At 59.6% G+C, this 16,615-nt stretch carries 20 protein-coding genes; 10 read left to right on the top strand and 10 right to left on the bottom strand.

Annotated features, from left to right (window positions below; translation table 11 throughout):
• Positions 1 to 40: 40 nt before the first annotated feature.
• The gene (locus tag AB7M25_RS08700; protein WP_102700339.1) at positions 41 to 895 is read left to right on the top strand and encodes a LysR substrate-binding domain-containing protein; all 855 of its coding nucleotides are present in this window, start codon (positions 41 to 43) and stop codon (positions 893 to 895) included.
• On the opposite strand, the gene AB7M25_RS08695 is transcribed toward AB7M25_RS08700, so the two are convergent.
• Complete coding sequence (locus tag AB7M25_RS08695) at positions 885 to 1,634, bottom strand: sulfite exporter TauE/SafE family protein (protein WP_429389218.1); 750 nt, start codon at positions 1,632 to 1,634, stop codon at positions 885 to 887. The two genes, AB7M25_RS08700 and AB7M25_RS08695, sit on opposite strands and share 11 nt — an antisense overlap.
• A gap of 110 nt (positions 1,635 to 1,744) precedes the next feature.
• Between AB7M25_RS08695 and AB7M25_RS08690 the strand changes: the two genes are divergently transcribed.
• From AB7M25_RS08690 to AB7M25_RS08675, 4 genes are all read left to right on the top strand, one after another.
• Positions 1,745 to 2,701 carry a LysR family transcriptional regulator gene (locus AB7M25_RS08690; RefSeq protein WP_429389220.1) on the top strand — a complete coding sequence of 319 codons (957 nt, stop codon included), beginning with the start codon at positions 1,745 to 1,747 and terminating at the stop codon, positions 2,699 to 2,701.
• 67 nt (positions 2,702 to 2,768) lie between these two features.
• Positions 2,769 to 3,230 (top strand): MarR family winged helix-turn-helix transcriptional regulator, encoded by a 462-nt coding sequence (locus AB7M25_RS08685; protein WP_429389221.1) that lies wholly within the window; start codon positions 2,769 to 2,771, stop codon positions 3,228 to 3,230.
• A gap of 350 nt (positions 3,231 to 3,580) precedes the next feature.
• The gene (locus AB7M25_RS08680) at positions 3,581 to 4,000 is read left to right on the top strand and encodes an organic hydroperoxide resistance protein (protein WP_007973539.1); all 420 of its coding nucleotides are present in this window, start codon (positions 3,581 to 3,583) and stop codon (positions 3,998 to 4,000) included.
• A gap of 34 nt (positions 4,001 to 4,034) precedes the next feature.
• Complete coding sequence (locus AB7M25_RS08675) at positions 4,035 to 5,051, top strand: alpha/beta hydrolase (protein ID WP_454237163.1); 1,017 nt, start codon at positions 4,035 to 4,037, stop codon at positions 5,049 to 5,051.
• Positions 5,052 to 5,213: 162 nt separating this feature from the next.
• Here AB7M25_RS08675 and AB7M25_RS08670 read toward each other — a convergent pair whose 3' ends face one another.
• Positions 5,214 to 5,783, bottom strand: a complete 570-nt coding sequence (locus AB7M25_RS08670; RefSeq protein WP_007955690.1) for an elongation factor P — start codon at positions 5,781 to 5,783, stop codon at positions 5,214 to 5,216.
• Positions 5,784 to 5,831: 48 nt separating this feature from the next.
• On the bottom strand, positions 5,832 to 6,974 hold the full coding sequence (gene earP / locus AB7M25_RS08665) for an elongation factor P maturation arginine rhamnosyltransferase EarP (protein WP_429388086.1): 1,143 nt from the start codon (positions 6,972 to 6,974) through the stop codon (positions 5,832 to 5,834).
• A 124-nt stretch (positions 6,975 to 7,098) separates the two neighbouring features.
• Between earP and AB7M25_RS08660 the strand changes: the two genes are divergently transcribed.
• The gene (locus AB7M25_RS08660; RefSeq protein ID WP_104448924.1) at positions 7,099 to 7,509 is read left to right on the top strand and encodes a hypothetical protein; all 411 of its coding nucleotides are present in this window, start codon (positions 7,099 to 7,101) and stop codon (positions 7,507 to 7,509) included.
• 2 nt (positions 7,510 to 7,511) lie between these two features.
• Positions 7,512 to 7,994 (top strand): GreA/GreB family elongation factor, encoded by a 483-nt coding sequence (locus tag AB7M25_RS08655; RefSeq protein ID WP_429388090.1) that lies wholly within the window; start codon positions 7,512 to 7,514, stop codon positions 7,992 to 7,994.
• A 6-nt stretch (positions 7,995 to 8,000) separates the two neighbouring features.
• Here the strand turns inward: AB7M25_RS08655 and cysB are convergent, their stop codons facing one another.
• From cysB to AB7M25_RS08630, 5 genes are all read right to left on the bottom strand, one after another.
• Positions 8,001 to 8,975, bottom strand: coding sequence for an HTH-type transcriptional regulator CysB (cysB, locus tag AB7M25_RS08650; protein WP_015094029.1), 975 nt, complete (start codon positions 8,973 to 8,975; stop codon positions 8,001 to 8,003).
• Positions 8,976 to 9,088: 113 nt separating this feature from the next.
• Positions 9,089 to 9,592 carry a universal stress protein gene (locus tag AB7M25_RS08645; protein WP_057713811.1) on the bottom strand — a complete coding sequence of 168 codons (504 nt, stop codon included), beginning with the start codon at positions 9,590 to 9,592 and terminating at the stop codon, positions 9,089 to 9,091.
• A 95-nt stretch (positions 9,593 to 9,687) separates the two neighbouring features.
• Positions 9,688 to 10,593: a 5'-nucleotidase gene (locus tag AB7M25_RS08640; RefSeq protein WP_110659447.1), complete on the bottom strand. Its 906-nt coding sequence runs from the start codon at positions 10,591 to 10,593 to the stop codon at positions 9,688 to 9,690.
• Positions 10,594 to 10,619: 26 nt separating this feature from the next.
• Positions 10,620 to 11,573 (bottom strand): putative 2-dehydropantoate 2-reductase, encoded by a 954-nt coding sequence (locus AB7M25_RS08635; RefSeq protein ID WP_429388093.1) that lies wholly within the window; start codon positions 11,571 to 11,573, stop codon positions 10,620 to 10,622.
• On the bottom strand, positions 11,570 to 11,956 hold the full coding sequence (locus AB7M25_RS08630) for a thioredoxin family protein (RefSeq protein WP_033052386.1): 387 nt from the start codon (positions 11,954 to 11,956) through the stop codon (positions 11,570 to 11,572). The genes AB7M25_RS08635 and AB7M25_RS08630 overlap by 4 nt, the downstream gene beginning before the upstream one ends.
• Here AB7M25_RS08630 and AB7M25_RS08625 point away from each other — a divergent pair.
• The gene (locus AB7M25_RS08625) at positions 11,955 to 12,398 is read left to right on the top strand and encodes a PilZ domain-containing protein (protein WP_104448928.1); all 444 of its coding nucleotides are present in this window, start codon (positions 11,955 to 11,957) and stop codon (positions 12,396 to 12,398) included. The two genes, AB7M25_RS08630 and AB7M25_RS08625, sit on opposite strands and share 2 nt — an antisense overlap.
• Before the next feature lie 187 nt (positions 12,399 to 12,585).
• Entirely contained in the window at positions 12,586 to 13,662 is a 1,077-nt protein-coding gene (locus AB7M25_RS08620) for a 3-deoxy-7-phosphoheptulonate synthase (RefSeq protein ID WP_429388097.1), read from the top strand.
• Positions 13,663 to 13,747: 85 nt separating this feature from the next.
• Here AB7M25_RS08620 and AB7M25_RS08615 read toward each other — a convergent pair whose 3' ends face one another.
• Positions 13,748 to 14,035 (bottom strand): GNAT family N-acetyltransferase, encoded by a 288-nt coding sequence (locus AB7M25_RS08615; RefSeq protein WP_150812280.1) that lies wholly within the window; start codon positions 14,033 to 14,035, stop codon positions 13,748 to 13,750.
• 639 nt (positions 14,036 to 14,674) lie between these two features.
• Between AB7M25_RS08615 and oprI the strand changes: the two genes are divergently transcribed.
• Positions 14,675 to 14,926, top strand: a complete 252-nt coding sequence (oprI, locus tag AB7M25_RS08610; RefSeq protein ID WP_003199355.1) for an outer membrane lipoprotei OprI — start codon at positions 14,675 to 14,677, stop codon at positions 14,924 to 14,926.
• A gap of 123 nt (positions 14,927 to 15,049) precedes the next feature.
• On the opposite strand, the gene AB7M25_RS08605 is transcribed toward oprI, so the two are convergent.
• Entirely contained in the window at positions 15,050 to 16,024 is a 975-nt protein-coding gene (locus AB7M25_RS08605) for a L,D-transpeptidase family protein (RefSeq protein WP_007973563.1), read from the bottom strand.
• Between the last annotated feature and the right edge of the window lie 591 nt (positions 16,025 to 16,615).

Raw genomic sequence — 16,615 nt, 5'->3', positions numbered from 1 at the left:
AACGAATGTTTCTGATGTCACATATCTCGGAGATTGATGAATGTCGGCCTACCCGAGTATCGATACCGAAGTGTTGCGCACCTTCGTCGCCATCGCCGACCAGGGCGGCTTTACCCGCGCCGGCGAATTGGTCAACCGCACCCAGTCAGCCGTCAGCATGCAGATGAAACGACTCGAAGAAGACGTGCTGCAGCGCCAGCTGTTCCAGCGCGACGGACGGCAGGTGCGACTGACGGCCGAAGGCCAGGTGCTGCTGGGCTATGCGCGGCGGATCCTCAAGCTGCACAGCGAGGTCTTCAATACCCTGCGTGAGCCCGACATGGTCGGCACGGTGCGTATCGGCACGCCGGACGATTATGTGATGCGATTTCTCCCGGGGATTCTGCGTCGGTTTGCCCAGTCCTATCCGCTGATCCAGATCGAAGTGCACTGCGAATCATCGAAACAGCTGTTGATGCGCCAGGACCTGGACCTGTCCATCGTGACCCGCGAACCGGGCAGCGAAATCGGCCAGTTGTTGCGCAAGGAACGTTTTGTCTGGGCCGAGGCGCAATGCTACAGCGCCCACGAACAGACACCGCTGCCGCTGGCGATGTTCAACAGCGATTGCTTCTGCCGCCAGTGGGCCTGCAATGCCCTGGATGCCCGGGGGCGCGATTACCGGGTGGCGTACAACAGCGACAGCCTGTCGGCGATCATGGCCGTGGTCAGCGCCGGCCTGGCAGTGACCGCACAGCTTGAAAGCCTGATCACCGCGGACATGCGCATTCTGGGTGAAGCCGAGGATCTGCCGTTGTTGCCCGAGGCCAGTATCATGCTCGTGCGTAACCTGCATAACCCGTCACCGATCACCGAGTGCCTGGCCGACCACATCATTGATGGCTTCAAACTTTGAAGACGAGCGTCACCGCACAGAACACCAGGAACCCGCAAAACAGCCCGCGCAGCAGCCGCTCCGGCAAGGCGTGGGCAACCTTCACGCCCCAACTGATGCTCATCAGCCCACCGACTGCCAAGGGTAAGCCGATCCCCCAGTTGACCTGATGGTGCACGGCATAAGTCACCAGCGTCACTCCCGTGCTCGGCAAGGCCAGCGCCAACGACAATCCCTGCGCAACCACCTGGCTGGTGCCGAACAGACTGGTCAACACCGGCGTCGCCACCACCGCGCCACCCACGCCGAACAAACCGCCCATTGTGCCTGATGCAGCGCCCAGCACGCCCAGCCAGGGCCATGAGTAGTTCATCTGTGACGCCGCCGTGGTGTATGCGGCGAACATGCGAACAAGGTTGTACGCCGACAGTGCGATCAGAAACGCGACAAAACCTATGCGCATGGTTCGCGCATCGATGCCCACCGCCCAGATCGACCCGAGCCAGGCGAAGCAGAACCCCATGAGGGCCAACGGTAGCGCGTGGCGCAGCTCGATCCGGTTGCGTTGATGGTAGCGCCACAGCGCCAGCATCACGTTCGGCACGACCATCACTAGCGCCGTGCCTTGGGCAATCTGCTGGTCGAGCCCGAACAGCACGCCCAACAGCGGAATGGCAATCAGGCCACCGCCGATGCCGAACAAACCGCCAAGGGTGCCCAGGGCGGCACCGAACACCAGGTACATCAGAAACTCAATCACGGCCGATTTCTCCTCACATCACGCCATTGATCCTACGCAGTTGCTTATGGCACGGAAACGCACAGCGACGCACAATGGCTGTGCCAAATTCGCACAAGCGCAGACTTGCCATGAACCCCAACCAACTGACCGACCAACTGGCTTTATTCCTCGACGTACTGGAAACCGGCAGTTTTTCCGCCGCCTCGCGCCGTCACCCGATGACCCCTTCGGCCGTGGCACGGCGTATCGACAGCCTGGAAAACGCGGTCGGCAGTCAGCTGTTCATCCGCAGTACGCATGCGGTGCGCGCTACCCCGGCAGGATTGGCCTTCGCCGAGCGAGCACGGCGGATCGTCGCCGAATTGCGCCTGGCCCGGGCCGAGGCCGTGTCCTTGAGCAGCGCGCCGGAAGGCCTGATTCGTATCGATGCGCCAGCAGCCTTCGGGCGCCGGCACCTGGCACCGGTGATTGCCGATTTCCTCATGCTCTATCCGGGACTCGATGTACAACTGCACCTGATCGACAGTTTCGTCGACATGCAGGGCCAGAACCTCGGCAAGGTCGATCTGGTGCTGCGCGCCGGGCAATTGGCCGACACCCGACTGGTGGCCACGCCACTGGCGAGCATGGTGCGCATTGCCTGCGCCAGTCCTGATTATTTGCGGCGACGCGGCGTTCCGACCGATCCGTCACAGCTGATTGAACACGACGGACTCGATTGGGATGGCCTCGCCCCGCCCTTCGCCTGGCGTTTCGAACGGGACGGGCAAATGCAGTTGCATCGGCCGGCGCGGGTACGCATGAGCGCCAACAATGCCGAGGCGCTGGTCTGCGGCGCATTGGCCGGATTGGGTATCGCGCACCTGCCGACCTGGCTGGCCAGCGAGTACCTGTTGCGGGGTGAGTTGCTGCCGCTGTTCTGCGACAGCGGCCTGCCAAAACCGGAAAACGCCGGCATCTATGCCTTGCGCCTGGAACAACAACCCAACTCCCGTAGCCGCTTGTTGCTGGAGTACCTGAAAACCCGCTTCAGCCCGGTGCCGCCCTGGGATCTGCTGTTGCAAACCCATTTGCAACGGCACTGATCAAAATTATCTGGCGCATTAAAGATTCGCCCGCTAGATTCCAAAGACCACAGATCAAGGCTTCGACATGAGCACCGAGCGCAACACCCCGGACAACTGCGACAACCTGCTGCTGGATAACCAGGCCTGCTTCGCCCTGCACTCCACTTCGCTGATGATGACCAAGGTCTACAAGCCCCTGCTGCAAGCGCTGGGCCTGACCTACCCGCAATACCTGGCGATGATGGTGTTGTGGGAAAAGGACGGTTTGACGGTAGGCGAAATCAGCACGCGATTGCTGACCGACCCAGGATCCTTGACGCCGCTGCTCAAGCGCCTGGAAGCCGAAGGCCTGCTCAGCCGAACCCGCAGCCGCGAAGATGAACGCGTGGTGATCGTCGAGCTCACCGAACAGGGCCGGGCGTTGCGCGACAAGGCGCGTGATATTCCCCAATGCATCCTCGGTGCCAGCGGGATGACACTGGAGCGCCTGCAAAACTTGCAAACGGAGCTGCAAGCGCTGCGTCGTCACCTGCAGGACAGCCTCTAGCCTTCAAACCACCACAAATCCCCTGTGGGAGCGGGCTTGCTCGCGAAGGCGGTGTGTCATTCGAAATTTACGTCACTGACACACCGCTTTCGCGAGCAAGCCCGCTCCCACAGTTGTTTTGTGCGGTGTCGTAGAACCCGCCCCCCCCCCCAAAAAAGCCGCCTGTAAAACCTCCATCCGCTCTAATTCAATAGTTTCAGCCAATCCCGCTTAGCCGTTCGTCGCTCCTGGCAAATTTATTCCATTTTTTATCTTGCGCACTAAACATTAGCGCGATACATTTATTTCGCACTTACTTAGCGCGCAAACATTTAGCGCAAACAAATCAAACCCTGAACGAGGCTTTCACCATGCAAACTCTCTACACCGCAATCGCAACTTCCACCGGTGGCCGTGACGGTCGTGCGGTTTCCAGCGACAACATCCTCGACGTCAAACTCGCCACGCCGAAAGAACTCGGCGGTGCTGGCGGCGCAGCCACCAACCCTGAGCAACTGTTCGCCGCCGGCTACTCCGCCTGCTTCATCGGCGCCCTGAAATTCGTCGCCAGCCAGACCAAGCGCAGCATCCCGAGCGACGCTTCGATCACCGCCCATGTCGGCATCGGCCAGATCCCCGGCGGTTTCGGCCTGGACATCGACCTGCACATCAGCCTGCCGGGTCTTGAACAAGCCGATGCCCAGGCACTGGTCGACGCCGCCCACCAGGTCTGCCCGTACTCCAATGCCACCCGTGGCAACGTCGATGTGCGTCTGCACGTAACCGTCTAAGCGCTGACTACCCAGGCCCGAACAGGAAACGAACATGAACACTTTCAGCAAAGTCTTGACCGGTACCCTTCTCGCTCTGTCGATCAACGGTGCGTTCGCAAGTGACGGGGTTGAACACAACACCCAGGCGTTCCTCGATGTGCTGAATGCCGGTACCGGCAAGCCGCTTGAACAACTCAGCCCGAAAGACGCCCGCGCCGTGCTGATGGGCGCGCAGGCCGGGGTGAAACTGACACTGCCAAAAGCCGATATCAGCCAGAAGACCATTCAAGTCGATGGCCAAGCGCTGAACCTGACCATCGTCCGGCCGGCCGGGGTCAAGGGTGAACTGCCCGTGTTCATGTTCTTCCACGGCGGCGGCTGGGTACTGGGGGACTTCCCGACCCACGAGCGGCTGGTGCGCGATCTGGTGACGGGTTCGGGGGCAGCGGCCGTGTTCGTGAACTACACGCCGTCGCCGGAAGCCCATTACCCGGTGGCGATCAACCAGGCTTACGCCGCGACACAATGGGTGGCCGAGCACGGTAAGGAGATCAACGTCGATGGCAAGCGCCTGGCGGTAGCCGGCAACAGTGTCGGCGGCAACATGGCGGCCGTGGTTGCACTGATGGCCAAGGACAAGGGAACCCCGGCGATCAAGTTCCAGGTGTTGCTGTGGCCGGTGACGGATGCCAACTTCGAAACCGCGTCCTACAACCAGTTTGCCGAAGGGTACTTCCTCAGCAAAAATGCGATGAAGTGGTTCTGGGACAACTACACCACGGACGCCAACCAGCGTAACGAGATCTACGCCTCACCGCTGCGCGCCACCACGGCCCAGTTGAAAGGGTTGCCGCCAGCACTGGTACAGACCGCCGGTGCTGACGTGTTGCGCGACGAAGGCGAAGCCTACGCCCGCAAACTCGATGAAGCCGGAGTGCCGGTGACCTCGGTGCGCTACAACGGCATGATCCACGACTACGGTCTGCTCAACGTGGTGAGCCAGGTGCCAGCGGTGCGTTCGGCGATGTTGCAGGCGTCTGAAGAGTTGAAACAACACCTAAAGAAATAACACCTTCTTCTGTAGGAGCCCGGCTTGCCGGCGATGGTGGCCTCGAGTACGCCATCGCCGGCAAGCCGGGCTCCTACAGGGCTCAGCGTCAACCCGCACATTTCTACCCGGCACAAAAAAGCCCGACTCAATGGTCGGGCTTTTTCATTCCTCAAGCAGTGCTTATTTGGCACGGCCTTTGTAGGAACCACCTTCGCGGGTATCGATCTCGATCATGTCGCCGATTTCGATGAAGTCAGCAACCGACAGCTCGGTACCGTTCTTCAGTTTGGCAGGCTTCATGACCTTGCCGGAAGTGTCGCCGCGAGCGGAACCTTCGGTGTAGTCAACCTGACGCACGATGGTGGTCGGCAGCTCTACGGAAACCAGACGGCCTTCGAAGAACACGGCTTCGCAAACGTCGGTCATGCCTTCTTCCACGAATGGCAGAACGCTTTCGATGTCTTCGGCGTTCAGCTCGTACATGGTGTAGTCGGTGGTGTCCATGAACGTGTAGGAGTCGCCGCTGATGAAGGACAGGGTCGCTTCCTTACGGTCGAGGATCACGTCGTCCAGCTTGTCGTCCGCACCGTATACGGTTTCGGTCTTGTAGCCGGTCAGCAGGTTCTTCAGCTTGGTCTTCATGATCGCGCTGTTACGACCGGACTTGGTGAATTCAGCTTTCTGAACCAGCCAAGGATCGTTGTCGATACGGATCACGGTACCGGGTTTGAGTTCTTTACCAGTTTTCATTGCGAATATCCGAATTTGGATGGGATTTACAAAAATCTAGGCCGCGTATCATATCCAATTTCCATAAAACTGTACCAGCGCCGTGGCAAGATCGGCCTGCAAGGCCTGTTCCAGACACCACGCCTCGGCGTGTTTTTCCAGCTCTGGCCAGTGTTTACGGGTGGATTGCCAGTGGTCGGGCATTTTTTCACCGGCGTTCCAGGCCCGCCAGAGACCGCTGATCGCCTCCCGCGCAGGGTCCGATAGCCCCTTCACATAGAGTTCGAGGAAGGCCTCGAGCTTGTCCAGATGGATATCTTCTTCCTGCCGGTAGATGTGCCAGAGAAATGGCCGGCCCGCCCATTGAGCGCGCACAAAGGAATCTTCGCCACGCACGGCATTGAAATCGCAGCACCACAGCAACCCGTCGTATTGGTCCTGGCGGACGAATGGCAGCACTTGCACGGTCAAGGCGTCACGCACATGCACGGCACCGGCCGCCAACCCCTGCACACCGAGCCAACGCTCGACGTCGCCGAGAATCCGCCCTTCCGGCACCAGCAGGTGAGTGGCTGTCGAATCGCCAGCCATCGCATCGAGCCAACTGGCCAGCCCGGTGTTTTCGTAGGCGAACAATGAGATCAACTGTGCGCCGGGTGCAGGATCAATCCCTAAACCGTGCAGGAATTCTCTTTGAGCTTGCGGGTCCTGCTGAAATTGCCGACGACGCTCAAGCAATCCGCGCTCACGCAACAATCCGCCAGTGCCCTTCTGGAAACCCGGGAAGAAAAAGAACTTCTGTACGTTCTTGTACTTCACCGAGGGCAAACCGTGACAGCCGATCACCCAGTCCTCGGCACTCAGGTAGTCGAGGTTCATCCATAGCGGGGTCTTTTCCCGCTCGGCCATGGCGTCCATATAGGCGCTCGGCAATTGGCAGGCGAATGCAGCAATCACCACATCGGCAGCTTCAGTCCGTTGCCACTCGGCTGGCCATTGGCGCACTTCGACGCCTTGCTGCCATTGCTGCGCAGCGTGGATATCGATTGGCGGACACAGGCGCTCGAACGCTCGCAGATCATCGACCCATAGACGCACCGCCAGTCCATGTTCGGCCACCAGTTGCCGGGCCAGTCGCCAGGTCACGCCGATGTCGCCGAAGTTGTCGACCACGGTGCAAAAAATATCCCAGCGGGTTTTCAGTTCAGGCATTCCAGGCTCCCGTTGGCAAAGGCGCCGATTGTCCGCATAAATTACCCCGCGCAGAAGAGCCGACGACGATTATTCTTCATGCGACAATCGCCACTCGCCAGCGCCCTTTCGCCAGGAAGCAACCATGCCCCACCGCCCCGCTCCGCGCCGATCCTTCCCGATCAGCCTCAATGCCCTGCAACTGACCGGCAGCATCGCCCTCGGCATGTGGCTGGGATTCATTGCCATTGTGCTGACCTGCTGGCTCGCTTCACGCCTGCTTTTCAGCGAACAATTGGCACCCGTGGCGGCAGCCGTGGAGCAATTGGCCAAGCCACCGGTGGTGACTCAACCGGTGCCAGACATCCCGCCACAGAGTCCGCTGTTCGAGCAGTATGAAGAAAACCTGCGCAAGAACGAGCAGGCACAACGGCTCGATCAGGCACGCAGCAGTACTCGCAACCTGGCCAACCCGAACTGTCAGTTCTGGCTGCAACAGGACCGGACTGCACCCAGCGAAAAAAGCCGCGCCAACGTTCTGCAATTCTGCGATTGATCATGAATAAGCACACCGTCCAGCAACTGATTCTCGACAAGCTGCAGATCGATCTCGGCATCGCTGAACGAGCGGCGCAAACCGCCTACGAAACGGCGACCCATGAAGAAAACATTGCCGAGAACAAATACGACACCTTGGGGCTCGAGGCGTCCTATCTCGCGGCAGGGCAAGCCAAGAGGGTCGAGGAAATCCGCCAGTCACTGAACCTCTGCCAGAACCTGGCCCTGCGCCCGTATGACGAACGCCGGGGCATCGAAGTCGGCGCGCTGCTCGGGCTCGAAGACGAAAACGGGCGCGAACAATGGCTGTTCCTCGCCCCTGATGCAGCCGGGTTGAAAGTCGACCTGGTGGGGCAACTGATCACCGTCATCACCCCGCGCTCACCGCTGGGCAAAAGCCTGCTGGGCAAGTTCGAGGGCGACGAGGTGGAAATTACGGTGGCGGGCGCTCGGCAACAGTTCGCTGTCACCGAGGTCGTTTAAACGGGCTTAATGGACTGGCAGTTCGACACCTTCGAACAGCTCTTCGAGTTCCTGCTTGTTGTGGCATTGAATGGCCTTGGCCATGACTTCGCGGGTCAGGTGCGGCGCGAACTTCTCGATGAAGTCGCACATAAAGCCACGCAGGAAGGTGCCGCGACGGAAGCCGATCTTGGTCACGCTGGACTCGAACAGTTCGCTGGCATCGAGTACGACCAGGTCGCTGTCGAGTTTGGTGTCGACCGCCATTTTCGCCACGATGCCCACGCCCAGCCCCAGGCGAACATAGGTCTTGATCACGTCGGCGTCGGCCGCGGTGAACACCACTTTCGGCGTCAGGCCTCGATGGCTGAACGCTTCGTCGAGTTTCGAACGGCCGGTAAAACCGAACACGTAGGTCACGATCGGGTATTCGGCCAGCGCTTCGAGGGTCAGTTTCGACAGTTTGGTCAGCGGGTGGCCCTGAGGCACGACCACGCAGCGGTTCCAGCGGTAGCACGGCATCATCACCAGATCACCGAACAGTTCGAGCGCTTCGGTGGCAATGGCGAAATCCACGGTGCCGTCAGCGGCCATTTCGGCGATTTGCATCGGCGATCCCTGGTGCATATGCAGGGCAACGTCCGGGTATTGCTTGATGAAATTGCTGATCACCGGCGGTAACGCATAACGCGCCTGGGTATGAGTGGTGGCAATCGACAGGGTGCCTTTCTTCTCGTTGGAGAATTCCTGGGCGATCTGCTTGATGCTTTCAACCTTGCGCAGAATCTCGCCAGCGGTGGTGATGATGCGCTCACCGGCCGGGGTGACCCGGGTCAAGTGCTTGCCACTGCGGGCAAAGACTTCGACGCCCAGTTCATCTTCCAGCAGACGGATCTGTTTGCTGATGCCCGGTTGAGAGGTGTAAAGGCTTTGGGCTGTAGCGGAAACGTTGAGGTCGTGGTGCGCCACTTCCCAGATGTAGCGCAATTGTTGAAGCTTCATATGAATCCCTCAAAGCAGGTAGACGCCACGGGCATCAGCGACGATATATAACTATATTAATGGCTCGAAGAATAAATCTAGAACTTTTTTATCAGATTGCCATTATTCGGGTCCTAGAGGTCCCCTTGACGACGACGTTGCACCAGCGGCACCAGATAGACCGGCACCTTGGACAGTTGCAACACACGGGCGGCGGTGCGGCCCAAAGGCGTTTCCGCACCCGCACCGTGGCTGTGACTTCCTACGATCAACAAATCCACGGAGAGTTTCTGCGCCTGGTCCAGAATCACCTGCGATGGATCGCCCTGCAGCACCCTTACCGCCTGAATCCGCTCCAGGTCGTGCTCCCCTTCATCCCCCAGTTCCTCACGAAAACTGTCGAGCACCCGCTGCTCGATACTGGCAATCACTGTATTCAGGCCCTGGCTGTGAAACTCGTTCAGCGCCTGTTCATCGAGATAACTTTGCAGCACCGATTCGGCAAACAGCCCCATGGGCTCAACCGCATGCACAACGTACAAACTGGCATTGAAGGTCCGGGCCAGCTCCAGGGCATGCTGCATCACCACGGGCGCGTACAGGCCAAGGTCAGTGGCGTACAGCATCGAACGAATCATATGACCTCCTCGACTGCCAACATGGCGGAGATTTGATTCAGCTTAGCAGTGCCTTGGCGACTACGACGTCCGGCGCAACACATTGAACGGCGGGCTTAAACCTTTTGCTCGTTGCTTATGCCGTGGGGCACATGACCGGTGGCGACGACTTCACGGGCCAATTCGCAGTGGCCGGCCTGATCATCGAAAAACACATCGGCCGCGAAGGCTTCGAGAAAGGCGGACTTGGTCAGGCCGCCGAGGAACAGCGATTCGTCGAGACGGATGTCCCACTCGCGCAACGTACGAATCACCCGCTCATGGGCGGGCGCCGATCGCGCCGTGACCAGAGCGGTACGAATCGGACAGGCGTCCTCCGGGAACTCACGCTGCAACAGGTTCAGGGCCGCGAGAAAGCCCTTGAACGGCCCACCGCGCAACGGCTCGCGAGCGGCCTCACGCTCGCTGGCCTGGAACGCCTCCAGACCACCGGCCTGATAAATGCGCTCCGACTCATCGGAAAACAGCACCGCGTCTCCGTCGAAGGCAATGCGCAGCTCGTCGCTGGCCGCACGACTGGCACCGCCAGACAGGATGGTCGCCGCGGCGAATCCGGCGTCCAGGGCATTGCGTACGTCTTCGGCGTGGGTCGAGAGAAACAGATCGCAGCCAAAGGCCTTGAGGTAGGGATACGGACTACGCCCGCCGACGAATGCCGCACGGGAAATCGCCAGTCCGTAGTGGTCGATCGAATTGAATACTCGCAGCCCGGTGTCGGCGCTATTGCGCGACACCAGAATCACCTCGACCCGGGCGCGGCCCAGGCTATTGTTGAGGTTCAGGAGTTTCTGCACCAACGGAAAAGCATCGCCGGGCTCAAGGATTTCGTCTTCGTGTTCGATCTGATACTGCCGGTAGGCTTCGACGCCGCTCGACAGATAAACCTTGTGGCTTTCGCTCAAATCAAACAGCGCTCGCGAAGAAATCGCCAGCACCAACTTGTCGTCAATTGCCTTTGGCATGCCCTTCCCCCCTCAGGTCGGTCGACTCAGGTGTTGCGTCGATCAATGAAACTCAAGCTGCGATACAAGGCCTCGATGCGCGGCATTTCACATCCCGCGGCCCTGGCGGCCGCCAGTGGTCGGGCGTAGATCGCCGCCAGCTCCAGCGGCCGCTTGTGCAGGAAATCGTGGTACATGCTCGGCCAGTAGTCGGGCATTTTTTCGGTCACCATGAACAGGTGCTCGGCATACCCTGGCGGTACATCGTGCCCGCAGGCAATTGCGCCTTGCACCACTTCAGCCATCAGCGCCTTGATCAGTTCGCGACTGTCGGCATCCGCCATCAAAGGCGTGGTGCTCGCACCGAGCAAAACCGAGAGACCGTTGTAAGGGATATTCCAGACCAGTTTTTGCCAGCGCGCCTGGTGCAAATTCGCCATGGCCTGGGAATCGAGGCCGGCGCTGCGGAACAGGCCGACACCCTCCTCGACTATCGCAGTGCGTGTCGGCCCATCGGCGGGACCGCTGTGATAACCCACGTGCACCGCGCCCAGCGCCTGATGGGTGATGACGCCCGGCGCCTCGCGATGAACGCAGATGTAGCAGAGCCCGCCGAGCACATGCAGCGAATCGGGGAGCAACTCGCGCAGGCTGTCTTCCACGTCCAGGCCATTTTGCAACAGCAGCACTTTGGCATTCGGTGCCGCCGCCTGCAGGATGGCCGGTGCCAGATCTGCGTTGCTGGTGGTTTTCGCGCCCACCAGCAGCCAGTCGCAGGGCGGCATGTCTTGCGCCTTCGAGTAAGCCTGTACCGGGTTCAGTTTCAGCGCACCGTGGGGCGCGCTATCGACTTGCAACCCGTGCTCGACCACAGCGGAAAACTCGCTGCGCAGCAGAAAATGCACATCAAAACCGGCACGCGCCAGCATCACCCCGTAGAACCCGCCGATTGCGCCGGTCCCGATAATGCCGATTGTCGGCCTGGCAACTGTCCCCATCATGGCAACTCCTCTGCTGTTCGACTCAACGCCTGGCGCACGGCTCGATTGAGCTCTGTGTCGGTCAGGCGCGATTTCAGTGCTCCGAAGAATTCGCCGTCGCGAACGACAAACAGCGCCGGCAAATGAAAGACCTGATAACGCTCGACCACCCCGCCGTTATTGCCGGCATCGATCCAGCACAGTCGATCGACGGCCAGATCGAGTGTCGGCAATTGCTCGCGGGCAAAACGGCAGCTGGCGCAGCCGACACTGGTAAAAATAACCAGCGAAACACCGCTCATCGCCAGCAGCCGTTGGTCGGCGTCAAAATCGGTCAGTTCCAATTCGACCACTATACTGGGGAGAACAATGTCAGATGGCCGACACATGGAGTCTGTGTTCATGGGACGATTCATTCCTCACCCTGACGATGTGCCTGTCGAATTAACCTTGCTCAAACCTGAGTGTATTTCGCGACGGCAGCTGCACACTATCAGCCTCGGGGGCATGGCTTGCAATTATCACCGCGCGTGGCGCTACGGCACGGCGCTGGAAGTACGCATGCCGACCGTGAACCCGGACATGCGCTACCTGGGCTACGTCGCCTGGTGCCTGCGACGCAAGCGCGGTTATCTGGTGGGCATCGCCTTCGTCGACGAACAAACGCTGTTCAGCGCCCGAATGGGTGAGCAGGTGTGCCAGATCGAACGCTACTGCCGCCTGCATGAGACCCACGAAGACTTGCAGGATGTTCAGGCCCTGGCGCTCGAATGGGTCCAGGAGCATGCCGACGAGTTCTCGCACGAATCGGTGCGCAAGGCTTTTGCGCAACCTGTGCCGGAATAGGGGCGTACTTGATCAGTTTGGCCCTCACGGCAGGGAAACTGACTGCGAAAGCCCACCAAACCGGCGTCTGCCCATTGTCGAGCCACGGTGTAACGCGCTAAGGTTCGGCTCCCCGACGCGCTTAATTTGCTGTGCTCCGCCGCGCGGGTTCGCTGGCGGCCGGCACCCGTGACCTGACGAGTAAACGATGGCTGATTTACCGATCAACGACCTAAACGTCGCCTCCAACGAGACGCTGATCACTCCCGACCAGCTCAAGCGCGATATTCCCCTGAGCGACGCCGCACTGCGCACCGTCACCAAGGGTCGCGAAGTCATTCGCAACATTCTGGATGGCACCGACCACCGCCTGTTCGTCGTCATCGGGCCTTGCTCGATCCACGACATCAAGGCCGCCCACGAATATGCCGAGCGCCTGAAGGTTCTCGCTGCCGAAGTGGCCGATACCCTGTATCTGGTCATGCGCGTGTATTTCGAGAAGCCGCGTACCACCGTCGGCTGGAAAGGCTTGATCAACGACCCTTACCTGGACGACTCGTTCAAGATCCAGGATGGTTTGCACATCGGTCGCCAGTTGCTGCTGGACCTGGCCGAAAAAGGCCTGCCGACCGCCACCGAAGCCCTCGACCCGATCTCCCCGCAGTACCTGCAGGACCTGATCAGCTGGTCGGCCATCGGCGCGCGCACCACCGAATCCCAGACTCACCGTGAAATGGCGTCCGGCCTGTCCTCGGCCGTCGGCTTCAAGAACGGTACCGATGGCGGCCTGACCGTGGCGATCAACGCCCTGCAGTCGGTTTCCAGCCCGCACCGCTTCCTGGGCATCAACCAGGAAGGTGGCGTCTCCATCGTGACGACCAAGGGCAATGCCTACGGTCACGTGGTGTTGCGCGGCGGCAACGGCAAGCCGAACTACGACTCGGTCAGCGTTGCGCTTTGCGAGCAGGCGCTGAACAAGGCGAAGATCAAGCCGAACATCATGGTCGATTGCAGCCACGCCAACTCCAACAAGGATCCAGCCCTGCAACCGCTGGTGATGGAAAACGTCGCCAACCAGATCCTCGAAGGCAACAAGTCGATCATCGGCCTGATGGTTGAAAGCCACCTGAACTGGGGCGCCCAGGCGATCCCGAAAGACCTCGCCGACCTGCAGTACGGCGTGTCGATCACCGATGCCTGCATCGACTGGACCGCGACCGAAAACACCTTGCGCAGCATGCATGCCAAGCTCAAGGATGTGCTGCCTAAACGCGATCGCAGCTGATCGCCTGACGGCCTGATCAAAAAGCGCACACAAAAAAACGCCGGGTAGAACCCGGCGTTTTTTTGTGCATTCGTTTGACTGAAAGTCACTGACTCAGCTTGGCCGCATGCCGCTGGTGACGCTCCATGTAGCGTTCGACGTAGGAGCACGATGGAATGACGGTGTAGCCCATTTCGTCAGCGTACTCCAGCGCCTTCTCGGTCAAGGCTGCCGCAATACCGCGACCACGCAATGCGTTGGGCACGAAGGTGCGATAGATATCCAGGGTCTGTTTCCCCAGATCCATATAGGTCAGATAGGCACGATGACCGTCCACACTGGTCTCGAACTGATGACCAGCCTGGTCATGGTGGATGGACAACGCCTCGCTCATCACTACTCCTCGCGGGTCTGGAATTTCGACCCCTACCTTACCGATGTTTTTCCGGCGAAGGAACATCTACGCCACCCCGTGCCTGAATGGACACCGAGAAGAGCTGCACCGATCTCGCGCTACCGAGCACGTACAAATAGTAGGCACCATTGGCAGAAATGCTCAAGGTGCGCTCGTCATCATGCCGGTTGGCGGGTGCTGCTCCGTAATCACGCAGGAATGGCTCGACCGAAGGTCACTCCGGGTCGATAGCCTGAACATTGCCGGATGTTGAGACTTAAGACGAGCGCCCGTTGTTAAAGTCACCTGAACATCGAGAAAGATAGTGAGAGGCGCTACGCAAAAGCCGAACAAAAGTGTAGACGAATCCATATAGGCGGACTTAGCCAACCGGGGAAAAGAGCGCTGTGCCGAAGGAACTTTTTCTCGGCAGTTCGCTCAGCCACGGGCCTTGCAGCTGGATATTTTTTAAACAGTTCAGTTAAAAGTTGCTCGAAAAAGAATCAACGCCTACAATTTTTTTTGCTTCTTGCTTCACGTCAGTTTTACTTACTACAAGTAATGGGTAGTATGTACGCCGGCTATTTCCTCAATCGGAGGAGATAGCTACTTAATAGAAAGTCCTTGAAGGGGAACACGATGAACAACGTTCTGAAATTCTCTGCTCTGGCTCTGGCCGCAGTTCTGGCTACCGGTTGCAGCAGCGCATCGAAAGAAACCGAAGCACGTCTGACCGCTACTGAAGACGCAGCTGCTCGCTCCCAGGCTCGTGCAGACGAAGCTTACCGTAAAGCTGATGAAGCTCTGGCTGCTGCTCAAAAAGCACAACAGACTGCTGACGAAGCTAACGAGCGTGCTCTGCGCATGCTGGACAAAGCTAGCCGCAAGTAATAATCCTTCGGGATTGTTATCAAGCCGACCCATTTTTTGGGTCGGCTTTTTTATTGCCCGACGTTTCTCCAGGCAATAAAAAACCCGTCGACGCGGTCTGCGTCGACGGGCTCTTGACCCGCGTTACTGCAGCGGATCGATCGGCGTGCTCGACACCATCGGCGCAACGCCGTTGCCCGGCACAGCGATCTCTACCGGCAGGCCGTCTTCAGCGGCCACCACGTCCCGCACCACATCCCAGTTCATGCGCAGGTTGTTGGTGATGTCTTCACGCTTGAGCATCGCATTGATGACCGCTGTGTGCTTGTCGACCACCGACGGGTTGCCCTTGTCGTCCAGCGGCGTGTGCGCCTCCAGATAGACCTTGCCGCCACTCATGCCGAACTTGTACGGGTCGTTGATGATCCGTACCGAGGTACCGACCGGCACCATGCCTGCCATTTCCAGCACGTTGTTGTTGAACATGCGGAAACAACCGTGGCTGGTACGCATGCCGATACCGAACTTCTTGTTCGAACCGTGGATCAGGTAGCCCGGCGTGCCCAGGGTGAACTTGAACGGGCCCAGGGGGTTGTCTGGGCCTGCCGGCACGACGTTGGGCAGCGGATCACCGTCTGCCGCGTGCTCGGCCTTGATCGACGCCGGAGGCGTCCAGGTCGGGTTAGGCGTCTTGGCAGTGATGCTGGTGTGGGCAATCGGCGAGCCCCAGCCTTCACGACCGATACCCAGCGGGAACGTGTACACCACGTTCTTGCCTTTCGGGTAGTAGTAGAGACGGTACTCGGCCAGGTTGATCACGATGCCTTCACGCGGGCCTGGTGGCAGGATGAAGCGGGTTGGCAGAATGATTTCCGTGCCGGCGCCCGGCAACCATGCATCGACACCCGGGTTGGCCGCGACCATTTCCGTGTAGCCCAGGTCATAGGCAGTACCCAGGTCGGCGAACGTGTCTTCGTACTTGGCCTTGATCACCTGCACCTGGCCGATGATGTCCTCACCGGGCGGTGGCAGGGGAAACTCCAATGCTGCAACAGGACCGGCCACAAAAAGGGCGGCAAGAGTCAGGCAGCGGGTGACGGCAGGAAAGCGCGGCAACATCCGGAAAATCCTTCGCATGATCAACTGAGGGTATAAGGACGCGATTGTACACTGCCGCCCGTTATTTCGGGGAGATGGCCCGATTGCAGGCAATGCAAGGCGATTTTGCGATTATCCTCGCTCCCACACTGGGCCCCTGGCCACTGAAGATCCCTGTAGGAGCGAGCTTGCTCGCGATGGAGGTCAACGATGATGTGGGGAGCCTGGCACCCCGCGGTGCTCTCAGGTTTTTCGCGAGCAAGCTCGCTCCCACAGGGGATTGGGTATACCTGTGAGAGATTGGACGGCTGGCAGGCCGCCTTCGCGAGCAAGTCGGATCGCCGCACCGCCGCTCCCACAGAAGAGCAAAGGCCGAACGGTGTACCCTCACGCTCTTCACCACTCAACAGGCCGAGCGTTAGCTCGCCTGCAGCTTGTGATCTTGATCCACCCGCCCCCTCGGCAGGCTGAGTGGAGGTGTTCATCCGGGGATAGGCGCGCAGCGCCGTTCGACGCAGTCGAACTCATTGCATGTAGGTCGAAGCGAAGCCGACCGGAGGGCAATGCCCCCGGATGAATGCCGGAGCGAAGGAACCCCGAGCCTAGGCGAGG

This window comes from Pseudomonas sp. AP3_22 TE3818, assembly GCF_053628995.1.
This window is presented reverse-complemented; position numbering and strand designations above follow the sequence as displayed.

What these genes read in the sequence shown, in the direction of transcription:
- AB7M25_RS08700 (WP_102700339.1), top strand. Translation starts at nt 41, where the DNA reads ATGTCGGCCTACCCGAGTATCGATACCGAAGTGTTGCGCACCTTCGTC.
- AB7M25_RS08690 (WP_429389220.1), top strand. Translation starts at nt 1,745, where the DNA reads ATGAACCCCAACCAACTGACCGACCAACTGGCTTTATTCCTCGACGTA.
- AB7M25_RS08685 (WP_429389221.1), top strand. Translation starts at nt 2,769, where the DNA reads ATGAGCACCGAGCGCAACACCCCGGACAACTGCGACAACCTGCTGCTG.
- AB7M25_RS08680 (WP_007973539.1), top strand. Translation starts at nt 3,581, where the DNA reads ATGCAAACTCTCTACACCGCAATCGCAACTTCCACCGGTGGCCGTGAC.
- AB7M25_RS08675 (WP_454237163.1), top strand. Translation starts at nt 4,035, where the DNA reads ATGAACACTTTCAGCAAAGTCTTGACCGGTACCCTTCTCGCTCTGTCG.
- AB7M25_RS08670 (WP_007955690.1), bottom strand. Translation starts at nt 5,783, where the DNA reads ATGAAAACTGGTAAAGAACTCAAACCCGGTACCGTGATCCGTATCGAC.
- earP (WP_429388086.1), bottom strand. Translation starts at nt 6,974, where the DNA reads ATGCCTGAACTGAAAACCCGCTGGGATATTTTTTGCACCGTGGTCGAC.
- AB7M25_RS08660 (WP_104448924.1), top strand. Translation starts at nt 7,099, where the DNA reads ATGCCCCACCGCCCCGCTCCGCGCCGATCCTTCCCGATCAGCCTCAAT.
- AB7M25_RS08655 (WP_429388090.1), top strand. Translation starts at nt 7,512, where the DNA reads ATGAATAAGCACACCGTCCAGCAACTGATTCTCGACAAGCTGCAGATC.
- cysB (WP_015094029.1), bottom strand. Translation starts at nt 8,975, where the DNA reads ATGAAGCTTCAACAATTGCGCTACATCTGGGAAGTGGCGCACCACGAC.
- AB7M25_RS08645 (WP_057713811.1), bottom strand. Translation starts at nt 9,592, where the DNA reads ATGATTCGTTCGATGCTGTACGCCACTGACCTTGGCCTGTACGCGCCC.
- AB7M25_RS08640 (WP_110659447.1), bottom strand. Translation starts at nt 10,593, where the DNA reads ATGCCAAAGGCAATTGACGACAAGTTGGTGCTGGCGATTTCTTCGCGA.
- AB7M25_RS08635 (WP_429388093.1), bottom strand. Translation starts at nt 11,573, where the DNA reads ATGATGGGGACAGTTGCCAGGCCGACAATCGGCATTATCGGGACCGGC.
- AB7M25_RS08625 (WP_104448928.1), top strand. Translation starts at nt 11,955, where the DNA reads ATGGGACGATTCATTCCTCACCCTGACGATGTGCCTGTCGAATTAACC.
- AB7M25_RS08630 (WP_033052386.1), bottom strand. Translation starts at nt 11,956, where the DNA reads ATGAACACAGACTCCATGTGTCGGCCATCTGACATTGTTCTCCCCAGT.
- AB7M25_RS08620 (WP_429388097.1), top strand. Translation starts at nt 12,586, where the DNA reads ATGGCTGATTTACCGATCAACGACCTAAACGTCGCCTCCAACGAGACG.
- AB7M25_RS08615 (WP_150812280.1), bottom strand. Translation starts at nt 14,035, where the DNA reads ATGAGCGAGGCGTTGTCCATCCACCATGACCAGGCTGGTCATCAGTTC.
- oprI (WP_003199355.1), top strand. Translation starts at nt 14,675, where the DNA reads ATGAACAACGTTCTGAAATTCTCTGCTCTGGCTCTGGCCGCAGTTCTG.
- AB7M25_RS08605 (WP_007973563.1), bottom strand. Translation starts at nt 16,024, where the DNA reads ATGTTGCCGCGCTTTCCTGCCGTCACCCGCTGCCTGACTCTTGCCGCC.